The sequence below is a fragment of the Peptoniphilus duerdenii ATCC BAA-1640 genome (genome assembly GCF_000146345.1).
GTDB classification, from domain to species: domain Bacteria; phylum Bacillota; class Clostridia; order Tissierellales; family Peptoniphilaceae; genus Peptoniphilus_B; species Peptoniphilus_B duerdenii.
Map to the genome: position 1 here is coordinate 710,049 of NZ_GL397071.1, position 12,583 is coordinate 722,631.

A 12,583-nucleotide genomic window follows, 5' to 3' on the forward strand; every position below is an offset into this window, starting at 1 on the left:
CTTAGTATTTGTCGTAGAAAAGTTTAAAGATTATACTTACTGGAATTTAAATGGTGTTAAATCTGTAGAGAGGCTTTTAATTTTGCATGGGATAAGTAAAAGATCAGGCGAAGCCGTAAAACAAAATACATTACGATTAATCTTTGTAGCAAAAACATATTGATTCCACAGCCGAGCAGTCGGGTTTCTCAATTCAGACTTCATGCAATGCTCATTGTTTGGAAGTCCACAAGATATGCAACAAAATCTCCGATTTTATATCGTCATTCGTGAATTTTCCCACAAAAAAAGGCTGTCCTAGGACAACCTTAATTTTTCAATTAATTTAATTATTTTAAATATTTTTTCAATTCTTCGGCTTTATCTGTATTTTCCCATGGTAAGCCTAGTTCTTCTCTTCCGAAGTGTCCGTAGCTTGCGGTTTGTTTGTAGATTGGACGGAGTAGATCTAGTTCTTTTATGATGGCTGCTGGTCTTGGGTCGAAGTGTTTTAGTATTATTTCTTCTAGTTTATTATCATCGAAGACTCCTGTGCCAAATGTGTCTATCATGATTGATGTTGGTTTTGCTACTCCTATTGCGTAGCTTAGTCCTATTTCACATTTCTTTGCTAGTCCTGATGCTACTACGTTTTTCGCGATGTATCTTGCGTAGTAACATGCGGATCTATCTACTTTTGTTGGATCTTTTCCTGAGAATGCTCCGCCGCCGTGTCTTGCGTATCCGCCATAGGTGTCTACGATTATTTTTCTTCCTGTTAGTCCTGCGTCTCCCATTGGTCCACCGATTACGAACCTTCCTGTTGGGTTTACGAAGATTTCTGTGTCTTCTGTGATTAGTGTTTCGTCCACTACTGGTTTTATTACTTTTTCTATCATGTCGCGTCTTATGGTTTCTAGGTCTACTTCTGGTGAGTGTTGTGTAGAGATTACTATGTTGTGGATTCTCTTTGGTACGTTGTCTTCGTATTCTACGCTTACTTGGGTCTTACCATCTGGTCTTAGGTATTCTAGTGTTCCGCCATGTCTTACTTCTGCAAGTTTCTTGGATAGTTTGTGAGCTAGTGATATTGGTAGTGGCATTAGCTCTTCTGTTTCGTCGCAGGCAAATCCAAACATTAGTCCTTGGTCTCCTGCTCCTAGTCTGTCTAGGTCATTTTGATCTTCTGATCTGTCTACTCCCATTGCGATGTCTGGGGATTGTTCTTTGATTGCTGATAGCACTGCACAAGTTTCTGAATCGAAGCCGTACTTTGCTCTGTCGTATCCTATTTCTTTTAGGGTATCTCTTACGATTTGTGTAAAATCTACATATGTTTCTGTAGATATTTCTCCTGTTATTACTACCATTCCTGTAGATGCCATGGTTTCGCAGGCAACTCTTGCGTTTTTATCTTCTGCAAGGATTGCGTCTAGGATTGCATCTGAGATTTGGTCGCATACTTTGTCAGGATGTCCTTCTGTTACTGATTCTGATGTAAAAAGCCATTTTTTACTCATACTTCACCTCTATATTAATATTAACCTTACTAATTAAAAAAAAGCCCCAAAAAGGAAGCTTAAGGCTCCTTATCTTTCGGTCACCCGTAGGATTTAGCACCTTTTAAAGGTTGCTGGCAGTGTCAACGTGCCCATTCACTCTTCTGCCTCTCAATAAGGTCATAGTTATTTTATCACGAGTCTTACTATTTTTCAAACAAAACTCTTAAAAACTTAATCATTGTAGGGAATTATTTAATTTGCTATAATTGATGTGAGGTGATTTGACTTGAAATCAAGTTTTAATATTAAAAGATTTTTATTTGTAAACATAGGTGTAATTCTTGTTGCGGTAGGATTACATTTTTTCTTGGTTCCAAACTCTTTGGCAGTTGGTGGAACTTCTGGTCTTTCAATAGAAATTAACCACTTATTTCCATTCATACCAGTACCATACATATTGACCGCCCTTAATACTATATTGGTGGTAATCGGATTTATATTTATAGGTGCGGACTTTGGTTTTTATACCGTTTACGCCTCCATATCTCTTGGGGTTTTCCTATGGTTATTAGAGCTTGTAGTTCCACTTAACCAATCATTAGTTGAGGGAGATATTTTTATTAATTTAATTTTCGGAATTTTTATCCAGGCTATAGGTATTGGTATCGTTGTTAATCAAGGTGCAAGCACTGGTGGTACTGATATTGTGGCTAAGATTGTGGAGACATATACGAGATTTTCCTTTGGTCAAGGTCTTATTATGAGTGATGGTGTGGTTACACTACTTGCTACTCTTCTATATGGACCTAAGCTTGGTATGTATGCCCTTCTTGGAGCGATTATAAATAGTACAGTTATAGACAAGATGATCGCAGGTTTTGACACCAAGTACCACATAACCATTATTACGAATAAGATTGAAGAGATCAACCAGTTCATCCTTGTGGACCTTTACAGAGGCTCTACTCTTTATGATGCGAAAGGTGGATACAAAGGAGATGCTAGAACTATAATCGTAACTGTGGTTGATAAGAAGGACTACGTTAAATTAAAAGAATTTATAAGAAAGACTGACAAAGAAGCATTTATGTATGTTTCCAATGTAACGGAAGTAGAAGGTTATGGATTTACCTACGAATAATCATTTACGCTTTGGATTTCCAAGGCGTTTTTTAATTGCTATCTTACTTGGTATAATTTGTAAATTTAATTATTATCTGTTTTATGTTAAAATTATACTTGGAGATTATTATGAATAAGACAAACAAAACTTTAATACTTTTTTTACAAGGACTTAGTCTAGGTATACTTTCAGTAATATTTCCTCCAACAATATTTTTTATACCTCATAGATTTTTGACTTTCGCTTATGAAGATTCGATCATAAAATCTATGTTATTTTTCCTTATGGTATGTGTTGGAGTCGGACTTCTAAGTCCTATGATGGGAGTATTTCTACTTACTATTTGTGCACCGCTTATACTTGTTCTTCACTACATGATGACTATGAGAGTCCCTAGTCACTACGCAATCATCGCAGGAGGTGCGATTACATTTGTGGCTGGAATTATAATCATGTATGCGATGGGCATAACTGGCGATACTCTTCTATCTGAAGAGAGCATAAGTAGTTATATACAAAACGCAGAAGAGATTCTTCGAAATGCTGGACTTAACAGTGCACAGTTTAATGCTATGAGGGCAAACCTCATACTTAATTTTAGAAGTAGTGTAAGACTTATGCCTTCTATAATGGTTATCATCGCAATGATGCTATCCTACATCACCTATACCAAGTCTGCTAGGACAATCATCACCAATGGAAGGGCAGTACAATTTACTCCTCCATTTATATGGTTTAGAATGCCTTGGTCATATACACAGATAATGGTTGTTGTGATATTAATTTTGGAATATATTTTAAAAGATATGGACACCCTAAATTTTAACCTAAAGGCGATTTTAATCTTTTCTATGTTTATCCAAGGAATAAGTGTGATTAAGTTCTATATGAATAAAATTAAGATGGGTGGATTTATACAAGGATTTGTAGTGCTATCCATGGCATTATTTGGTTGGACTCAGATCATAGCAGTTGCTATAGGATTTATAGACTCATTGGTAAATGTTAGGAGGTTACCGAATTTTAAATGAATGATAAATATTTTAATCTAGATGATTTTAAACTTGTAATATTATTTTCTTTAGTAGCAATCGGTGTTTCTTTCTACTTTAAGCCAATTGTCGGAGGAATATTATTCCTAGTATTTCTCTATATTCTCTTTGTAGCATACGCAAAGATAAAGGATAAGAATGATGCATCGAAAAAATATATAGAAGCCATCTCCCAAGATTTTGACTCTATTACCAAGAAGGCTATCTTTAACATGCCTTTCCCACTGGTAATTACGGATGAAAAAGGAACCATACTTTGGTATAACTCCCTTTATAGAAATCTTTTTGAAGAAGAGGTGATGGGAGAGGATATAAAAAATCTTATGCCTGAGATTTTTGTTGATTCAGAGAGTGAATTTGTAAACTTTGAGATGAAGTTTAAAGACACTGACTACATGATTTTTACCAACTCATCGGAAGTTAAATCTCAAGAAAACGACAGAAAATCCATCAAGGTATTCTTTATGGTGGACAATTCCGCCACTGCAGAACTTGAAAAGATTATTAAGGATACAAATCCTATGGTTCTAAAGGTTGAGATAGATAACTATGACGAAGTTATGGATGCTACTTTGCAAAACGAAAGACCTATACTTCTTGCAGAGATAGACTCGATTATTAGAAACTACTTCGATGAGCTAGACGGACTCATTGCAAAGGTGGATGACGAAACCTATGTGGTTGTAGTTTCCCACTTTGGATTTACTCAAATTCTCGATAGAAAATTCGATCTTTTAGACGATCTTCGTGAACTCAAGAGGGGAAATTCCATTCCTGTTACTCTTTCAATAGGAGTTTCAAGTCCAGTTAGAAATCTAAAAGAAGCCTACAACGAAGCTGAAACCGCTCTAGATATTTCTCTAGGTCGTGGTGGAGACCAAGCTGTAGTAAAGGTGGATGATTCCTACGAATTTTTCGGAGGTCGTTCAAAGGCGGTTGAAAAGAGAAACAAGGTAAAGGCGAGGGTAATAGGTATTGCTCTAAGACAGCTTATCGATGCGACAGACGACATATTTATAATGGGTCATGCCAATCCAGACATGGATGCAATCGGTGCAGCAATCGGAGTACTTCGTGCAGTTACCAATAGAAATAAGAATGGATTCATAGTCCTATCAGAATCTAATCCTTCTATTGAAAATCTCTTAACCAGACTTAAAGAAGAAGCGCCAGAGCTCGCTAAACACATTATTAATCATGATACAGCTCTAGCTAAAATAAATCGTCACTCACTTCTAATAATGGTGGATAATCACAGGCCATCTATGACAGAACTACCAGAACTTACAGAGATGACAGATCAAATAGTAGTCATAGATCACCACAGAAGATCTAAGGAATTCGTTGAAGCGCCGGTTTTAACATATATAGAACCATATTCATCTTCAACCTGTGAGCTTGTAACAGAAATCCTAGCCTATATGAGTGACAGCTTAAATCTATCACACTTCGAAGCAGATGCGATAATGAGTGGGATAGTTGTAGATACTAAAAACTTTACATTCCAAACAGGAGTTAGAACATTTGAAGCAGCCTCAATCTTAAAGAGAGCTGGAGCGGATATGTTCAGAGTGCAATCTCTATTTAAAAATGATCTTGATACATTGGTTTCAAAGGCAGAAGTTGTCCATGGAACAAGGATTATTCACAAGAATATCGCCATATCAAGACTTGATAGAGATTCTGAAAACTCAATATTAATAGCTGCCCAAGCGGCGGACGAACTCTTAGGAATAAATGGAATCGAAGCAAGTTTTGTGCTCACCCACAAAAATGGAAAAGTCCACATATCAGGAAGATCAAGGGGAGATTTCTCTGTACAACTTGTCCTTGAAAAAGTGGGCGGCGGTGGCCATCTAAACATGGCTGGAGCACAGATAGATACGGATAATATAGACGAAGCAGAAAGTATACTTGTAGATGCAGTTGAAAAATATTTAGATGAGGTGGAAAAATGAAAATAATTCTTTTAAAAGATGATAAAAATTTAGGAAAAGCTGGAACCCTTACCGATGCAAAAGACGGATATGCAAGGAACTTTTTATTACCAAAGAAGATAGCCATAGAAGCTACTGAAGAAAATCTAGCTATGTGGAAGGAAGAACAAAAAAGACTAAAGGCAGAAGAAAATCAAAATAGAGAAAATGCCAAGGTGCTTAAGAAGAGACTTGAATCTGAAAAGCTAGTTCTAAAGGTAAAAGCTGGAGATAACGGAAGATTATTTGGAGCTATAACTTCTCAAAATATTGCAGATGAAATGAAGAAATCATTTGGCGAAAATATGGACAAGAGAAAGATAGTTCTACCAGAAAATATAAAGACAGAAGGAATCCACACAGTAGAAGTTAAACTATTCCAAGAAATTTCAGCAAACTTAAAAGTTGTAGTCGAAGGTATAAGGTGATAGTATGGATTTAAAAATCCCTCCCTACTCAGAAGAGGCGGAAGTTTCTGTAGTGGGCGCCATGCTTCTATCCAAAGAAGCGATAAATGTGGTGACAGAAAGTTTAGAAACCAAAGATTTTTATATTGAGCCTCATAGGATGATCTATGAGGCAATTCTTGCCTTAGATGCAAGAAATGAACCGAGTGACATGATCACAGTTTCAGAAGAACTAAAGAGACAAGGAAATCTTGAAGCTGCAGGCGGAATAGAATACCTTGCAAATGTTACAAGCTCCGTTGCCGCAGTATCAAACACCAAGTACTACTGCGATATCATCAAAGAAAAAAGCACCTTAAGAAAACTTATAGATGCAGCAGACGCAATCCTTGCAATGGGATATTCAAAAGAAGCTACAGCTATACAAGTCATGGAAAGTGCAGAAGACTCCATATTCAAAATCAATGAAGCATCAAATAAAAAAGGTCTAGTACATTTAAAGGAAGTCCTTGTAGAATCTTTCAAAGAGATGGAAAAAAGGGCGAACAATCCGGACTCACTAACAGGAGTGACCACTGGATTTTTAGATCTAGATAGAAAACTTTCTGGACTTCAAAAATCGGATCTAGTACTTCTAGCTGCGAGACCATCCATGGGTAAGACTGCCCTAATGGTAAATATGGCGACAAATGCAGCAGATAAGGGCAAGGCAAAGGTGGCGGTTTTTTCTCTTGAAATGAGTAAACACCAACTAACACAGAGAATTATCTCATCCTATACCCATATAGATCTTACAAAGATAATAAGCGGTAAACTAAACGATGACGAATGGACTAGAGTAATCTCAGCTATGCCGGTTATATCTGCACTTGATATAGAGATAGACGATACTCCTGGTATAACTCCAGTTGAAATAAAGGCGAAGTGCAGAAGACTTAAGATGGAAAGAGGTCTCGACCTAGTGGTAATCGACTACCTACAACTTATGGAAGTCGGCGGCAGCAATGAATCGAGACAACAGGAAATTTCCAAAATATCAAGAGCGCTAAAGGGACTTGCAAAAGATTTGGAAGTACCAATAGTTGCACTTTCACAACTTTCTCGTGCGCCGGAAATGAGATCTGACCATAGACCGATCCTTTCTGACCTTAGAGAATCTGGAGCCATCGAGCAGGACGCAGACGTGGTAATGTTCCTATATAGGGATGAATATTACAACAAGGAGCAATCCGAAGAACCAAATGTTGGAGAAGTAATAATTTCTAAACATAGAAATGGACCGACAGGAACGGTTAAGCTCGTATTCAGAGGAGAATACACCAAGTTTTTTGACATGGAAAGAGGAAACTGATGGAATTTATTTACGCGATAATATTGGGAATAATAGAAGGCTTTACGGAATTTTTGCCAATCAGCTCAACGGGACACCTAGTCCTAGCAGGAGAATATATAAAACTTTCTCCAAAGGAATTTCAAAATGCCTTCAACGTAATCATACAGCTTGGAGCAATCCTTGCGGTGGTGTGGGTATACTTTAAAAACCTAAATCCACTGGATAAGGACAAACTTGTAAATAAACATGGAGAAGCTGCAAGAAATTTTACATTTAAAGAAAGACTAAGAAACTACGATGTTAAGACCATAAATCTTTGGGTGAGAATCATAATAGGATTTCTACCAGCGGCTGTGCTAGGATTTTTATTTGATGATCTAATCGACAAGTATCTATTCAACAAGGTCACAGTAGCAATAGCCCTTGTATTTTATGGAATAGTAATACTACTTATAGAAGGAAAAGATAGGGACAGTAGCTACGAATCAATCTATCAAATCCCTGTGAAGACCCTAATCTTAATAGGACTCTTCCAATGCCTTGCAATGGTACCAGGCACATCTCGAAGTGCAGCGACTATAATCGGAGCAATCCTACTTGGATGTAGCAGAGTTGTGGCGGCAGAATTTTCATTCTACCTAGCAATACCTACAATGCTTGGAGCGACGGTGCTTAAAATATTAAAACTTGGAAATGTTTTAAGTCTTAACCAATGGCTTATAATCCTAGTAGGAGCAGTGGTAAGCTTCGTAGTAGCACTAATAGTTATAAAGAAATTTTTAGAATATGTAAAGAGACATGATTTCAAAGTATTCGGAATATATAGAATAGTTCTTGGAATCTTGGTACTAATTATGTATTTTATAAAAGGATAAAATGATGAGCCGTAAGAGGCTCATTTTTTATATAAAAATTTATTAATGGGTATAATTAAAGTATACCAAATGAGTTGACATACTAAAGCGCTAATAATATAATGGAAATATTAGGGGGAAGAAAATGATTAATTATTACGAAGAACTTTTTAAAATGCAAAAAGATTTTTATGACAAACAGATAGATAATTTCATGAAACTTATGAATAAGGACATGAAGATGGGAAATGTAGATGTTAAATACTACATGGAAGAAGCTTCCAAGGCAGCAGATCAAATGTATACTCTTTATAAAAAATTATGTAGAGGATCAGTTAAAGATTCCGGAGATAAGGCAAAGGAAATTTTCGACAGCGCATTGGATGTAAGTTTTAATTTCTACAAGCGTACATTTTTAGACGCTATGCCAAAGGGATATAGAGACATCTTTAACAGTCTTGGAATATTTGAATATGTTAAGCCATACGTAAAGATTCAAAAGGATCTATACAAGAATCTAAACTTTGCAATTCCAAACAAAGATTTTCTAATGAAAAACTTCGAAGAAATCGAATCAAAGTTTATGAAACAAGTGATGGATATGCCGATGCCAGACTTTACAAAGACCTATTTGAAGGATGCAGAAAAAAGTTACAAGCATGTGTATGATCTTGTAAAGAGTGTAACTAAGCTACAAATCTACTTCTTAGAACACGCTGCAAACAGTGCAAAAGCACTTACAGATAGATATCTTGAAAGTATGGACCAAGATGAAAATCCAAAGACTATGGAAGAATTCTATGAGTTTTACAAAAAATCTCTAAATTTTGAATATCAAAAGATGATTAACTCAGATGAATTTAAACACATCACCACAGAAATCAAAACTTACTTCGACATAAATAGAGAAACTTTGGAAAGTCTTATGGAATATCAAATTAAGAATTTCCCAATAGTTACAAATTCCAAGATAGAAAGTTTGACCGCAAGGGTTGAAGCAGTATCTACAAAACTTTCAGAAGTTGAACAAAATAAGGACAATGTAAAGCTTAAGAAGGAAATCGAACTTCTAAAAGAAGAACTAAAATCTCTAAAGGCTGAAAATAAAACTCTTAAAACTGAAATTACTAAGAAAAATGACGACAAATTAGAAAAAGAAATAGCTGAACTAAAAGCTGGTCTAAAAGAAATTTTGGAATCTAAAAAAGAAATGGAAGCTTCAGTTAAAAAGGCGGAAGCATCCGTTGAAAGATTTACAAAGGACAACGCTAGTCTAAAGAGAAAGGTGACCCTTCTCGAAAATAAAAATAAAAAATAATTATTTAAATTAAATTTTGCAGTCAAGAATTATCTTGGCTGTTTTTTTATGAAAAATTTTAAAAAAATAATTTTTTATATTGAAAAATGACATGGTGTCATTTATAATAATACTCAAGTGACAGAGTGTCATTTGGGAGGCGAATATGAAATATATAAAAGATGTAAGTAGAAGAGAACTTCTTTTAATCGCGGGAATAGTTTGGATACTTGCTGGAAGTATGGTGATGAAGGTTGGAATCGAGTCCTACTTTAAAATTGAAACGAGGATACTATATTTCATTCCGATTATGGTAATCGTCTTTATATCGTTTTATTTCGAAGTATTTAGAAAATTAGTAAATAAAAATTTTAAAAGAATAGATGGTTTGGAAGAAAAAGATAGAAAGATTATAAGTTTTATGGATAGAAAGAGCTACATCATCATGGCGGTTATGATGAGTAGTGGAATATTTATAAGAAAGGAATTTCATCTGCCGATGTTATTTTTCTTTACATTCTACACAGGTTTAGGTGCTGCGTTATTTGCAGCAGGAGTAAGTTATATTTGTAAGATGAAGTACGAGGAGTAATTATGCCAAGCGAAACTTTTTATAATTTAAGCGAAGATAAAAAAGATAGAATCATAGAATCTCTAAAGAAGACATTTGCAAAGAAGAGTATTTTTGAAGCCAGTGTCAAAGAGGTTGTAGAGGATTTAAATATTGCAAGAGGCAGCTTCTATCAATATTTTGAAGATTTGGAAGACGCCTACTTTATGATTTTGGATATGGAGACTGTGGACATCCATCATCTTTTCAAAAAGATTTTAAAAAAGAATGGTTATGACCTCTTTAAATCCTTGGATATCTATGCAAGAGATTTAAGCGTAATACTATTTGAAGAAGAAAACTATTCTATCTATAGAAATAGATTTCTATACTGGACTTGCAATTTGGAAAATAAATGGCAGAGGTACAAGAGTGAAAAGTTAAACTCAATGGATACAGAAACCTTTGAAAATAATGAAATTATGCACTTAGTAAAGGCGGCGGTCCACGATTTGATTGAGAGAAACTACATCGAAGGCTGGAGCAGCGAAGAGTTTTTGGATAAATTTGAAAACTATATAGATTGGTTAAAGGGAGGTATAAAATGGGATTAATGGAATCATTATTCGATCTCACATACTTGGTGTTGGTAATCGGAATGGGAGTAAGGTTACTCCTTGAAAAAAATAAAAATGCAAAATTATTTGGAATTATGGCGGTGCTATTGGGAGCAGGAGATGCATTTCATCTCTTGCCAAGGGTCATCTCTCATCTAAGTCCTGGTGGTTTTGAAGCACACGCACTTGCGCTATCCTACGGAAAGATGGTGACGGGAATAACCATGACCATCTTCTATGTACTTTATTATTTTTATTATAGAGAAATAACAAAGGACAGCGACAATAAAAAGAAGTGGATGATTTTACTTCTTGCGGCAGTAAGAATCGTGCTTGTACTTCTTCCGCAAAATAATTGGGGAAGTGGCGGAAGCTACACCATGGGAATAGTAAGAAACATACCATTCTTAATAATGGGTATACTTCTCATGATCTGGTCCTATAAGAAAAAATATTTCGACGGACTTAGGTACATGAGCCTACTAATATTTTTAAGTTTTCTATTCTATGTGCCGGTAGTTCTTTGGGTAGATAAGGTGCCAGCCCTAGGAGCGCTAATGATGCCAAAGACTGTTGCCTATGTATTTATAGTTGTCGGTGGATTTAATCATTTCATAAGAGATTTCAAAGGTGCAAATCTACTAAACATGGCAATAACCTACGGAGTTATGGGACTATGTGGCGGAGTATTCTACAGGGAATTTACAAAGTACTATGGATTTAATGTTGGGACACATCTAGGCAAACTCCACGTCCACACATTGGTACTTGGAATGGTCGTAACCATACTTTTCTATCTATTAGTTAGAAATTTGGACGAAGAAAGCCTTGCAAATTTAAAGAAACCTCTTAATATCTATAACTTTGGGCTTATATTTACCGTTGCTAACATGATGCTTATTGGAATTTACGAAGTAGTTTCAAAAGGAACAGCAGCGGTAAATCAAGCCGCAATGGATGGAGTATCAGGAATTGGACATATTTTCCTTGGTATAAGAATGATATATACCATGGTTATAATTAAGAAAATAACAGAAGACATTACGTTGAAAAATTAAAAGGGAGCCTCGATTGATATGGAAGAGAAAACAGTTTTTACAGTGGCGGATTTAGCAAAAAGATGGCGATGTTCTGAGAGTTATATCAGAAATATGGTAAGTTCAGGAAAACTAAAAACTATGCCTGAATTACCAGGAGTAAGATTCCTAGTTAGGTATATTGAGGAACTAGAAAATTTAGGTATGGATTTTGATAATCTTTCACCTTTTGAGAGAAGAAGATTGGAAAAAGAACGTGACTATTGGAAAGATAGAGCAGAAAAGCTTGAAGAAATCCTTAAAAAAATAAGGATTGAAACTGCTATAGTTTTACGATAAAAATAATACAAAAAACAAAAATTTAAAAAATCTAATAAATATAAAAACAAACCCAGGTTTTTCCTGGGTTTGTTTTCACTCTGATAATCGCCTAAGCGATTATTTATTTCTTTGTACTATTCTATATTCTGCTGAGACTGGTGAGTCATCTTCCGGAGAGATTACGAAGTTAAATGAGTTTTTACCCTTTACTTCCGCTTGGATAAAATCTTCCTTACCTGGAAGAAGAGTCTTTTCATCGTATCCTTTTATGGAGAATGAAATTGTGCCTTCGCCGTTGTTTTTAACATAGAAGTTTATTAAGTTTCCGTGTTTTTTGTCTACTTCATCAGTGACATCGAAGTTTTCGTTTGCTTTTCCAATTTTGGAATAGGCGTCTTTTTCTCCGTCTTTAGCTTGGATTACTTCTAGATTGCCGAGATTTTGGTGCATATGTTTTGCTAATTTTCCAGCTACAAAATTGGCTCCAAGAAGTATTATTATAACTGCTATTGTTGGTAAAATTAATCTTCTCATT

Annotated in this window: 13 protein-coding genes and 1 riboswitch; of the genes, 11 read left to right on the forward strand and 2 right to left on the reverse strand. The window is 35.5% G+C overall.

The features are described 5' to 3' along the window. Positions 1 to 329 precede the first annotated feature (329 nt). Positions 330 to 1,499 (reverse strand): methionine adenosyltransferase, encoded by a 1,170-nt coding sequence (gene metK, locus HMPREF9225_RS03185; RefSeq protein WP_008901499.1) that lies wholly within the window; start codon positions 1,497 to 1,499, stop codon positions 330 to 332. 66 nt (positions 1,500 to 1,565) lie between these two features. Then, positions 1,566 to 1,659: riboswitch (SAM riboswitch) on the reverse strand. Between the two features lie 108 nt (positions 1,660 to 1,767). Here metK and HMPREF9225_RS03190 point away from each other — a divergent pair. The 11 genes from HMPREF9225_RS03190 to HMPREF9225_RS03240 all read left to right on the forward strand — a co-directional run bounded on the left by HMPREF9225_RS03190 (position 1,768) and on the right by HMPREF9225_RS03240 (position 12,066). After that, on the forward strand, positions 1,768 to 2,622 hold the full coding sequence (locus HMPREF9225_RS03190; RefSeq protein WP_008901500.1) for a YitT family protein: 855 nt from the start codon (positions 1,768 to 1,770) through the stop codon (positions 2,620 to 2,622). Positions 2,623 to 2,732: 110 nt separating this feature from the next. Beyond that, positions 2,733 to 3,635: a DUF2232 domain-containing protein gene (locus HMPREF9225_RS03195; RefSeq protein WP_040551298.1), complete on the forward strand. Its 903-nt coding sequence runs from the start codon at positions 2,733 to 2,735 to the stop codon at positions 3,633 to 3,635. After that, positions 3,632 to 5,614, forward strand: coding sequence for a DHH family phosphoesterase (locus tag HMPREF9225_RS03200; RefSeq protein WP_008901502.1), 1,983 nt, complete (start codon positions 3,632 to 3,634; stop codon positions 5,612 to 5,614). The genes HMPREF9225_RS03195 and HMPREF9225_RS03200 overlap by 4 nt, the downstream gene beginning before the upstream one ends. Beyond that, positions 5,611 to 6,060, forward strand: coding sequence for a 50S ribosomal protein L9 (rplI, locus tag HMPREF9225_RS03205; RefSeq protein ID WP_008901503.1), 450 nt, complete (start codon positions 5,611 to 5,613; stop codon positions 6,058 to 6,060). The genes HMPREF9225_RS03200 and rplI overlap by 4 nt, the downstream gene beginning before the upstream one ends. Positions 6,061 to 6,064: 4 nt before the next feature. Further along, on the forward strand, positions 6,065 to 7,390 hold the full coding sequence (gene dnaB, locus HMPREF9225_RS03210) for a replicative DNA helicase (protein WP_008901504.1): 1,326 nt from the start codon (positions 6,065 to 6,067) through the stop codon (positions 7,388 to 7,390). Then, positions 7,390 to 8,247: an undecaprenyl-diphosphate phosphatase gene (locus HMPREF9225_RS03215; RefSeq protein ID WP_008901505.1), complete on the forward strand. Its 858-nt coding sequence runs from the start codon at positions 7,390 to 7,392 to the stop codon at positions 8,245 to 8,247. Before dnaB ends, HMPREF9225_RS03215 begins: the two co-directional genes overlap by 1 nt. 124 nt (positions 8,248 to 8,371) lie before the next feature. Continuing rightward, positions 8,372 to 9,544 (forward strand): coiled-coil domain-containing protein, encoded by a 1,173-nt coding sequence (locus HMPREF9225_RS03220; protein WP_008901506.1) that lies wholly within the window; start codon positions 8,372 to 8,374, stop codon positions 9,542 to 9,544. Between the two features lie 145 nt (positions 9,545 to 9,689). After that, complete coding sequence (locus tag HMPREF9225_RS03225) at positions 9,690 to 10,115, forward strand: hypothetical protein (protein ID WP_008901507.1); 426 nt, start codon at positions 9,690 to 9,692, stop codon at positions 10,113 to 10,115. Between the two features lie 2 nt (positions 10,116 to 10,117). After that, positions 10,118 to 10,687: a TetR/AcrR family transcriptional regulator gene (locus tag HMPREF9225_RS03230; RefSeq protein ID WP_008901508.1), complete on the forward strand. Its 570-nt coding sequence runs from the start codon at positions 10,118 to 10,120 to the stop codon at positions 10,685 to 10,687. After that, positions 10,678 to 11,748 (forward strand): DUF2871 domain-containing protein, encoded by a 1,071-nt coding sequence (locus HMPREF9225_RS03235; protein WP_008901509.1) that lies wholly within the window; start codon positions 10,678 to 10,680, stop codon positions 11,746 to 11,748. Before HMPREF9225_RS03230 ends, HMPREF9225_RS03235 begins: the two co-directional genes overlap by 10 nt. Before the next feature lie 18 nt (positions 11,749 to 11,766). Then, the gene (locus HMPREF9225_RS03240) at positions 11,767 to 12,066 is read left to right on the forward strand and encodes a hypothetical protein (protein WP_008901510.1); all 300 of its coding nucleotides are present in this window, start codon (positions 11,767 to 11,769) and stop codon (positions 12,064 to 12,066) included. 99 nt (positions 12,067 to 12,165) lie between these two features. On the opposite strand, the gene HMPREF9225_RS03245 is transcribed toward HMPREF9225_RS03240, so the two are convergent. Next, on the reverse strand, positions 12,166 to 12,582 hold the full coding sequence (locus HMPREF9225_RS03245) for a hypothetical protein (protein ID WP_008901511.1): 417 nt from the start codon (positions 12,580 to 12,582) through the stop codon (positions 12,166 to 12,168). Between the last annotated feature and the right edge of the window lies 1 nt (position 12,583).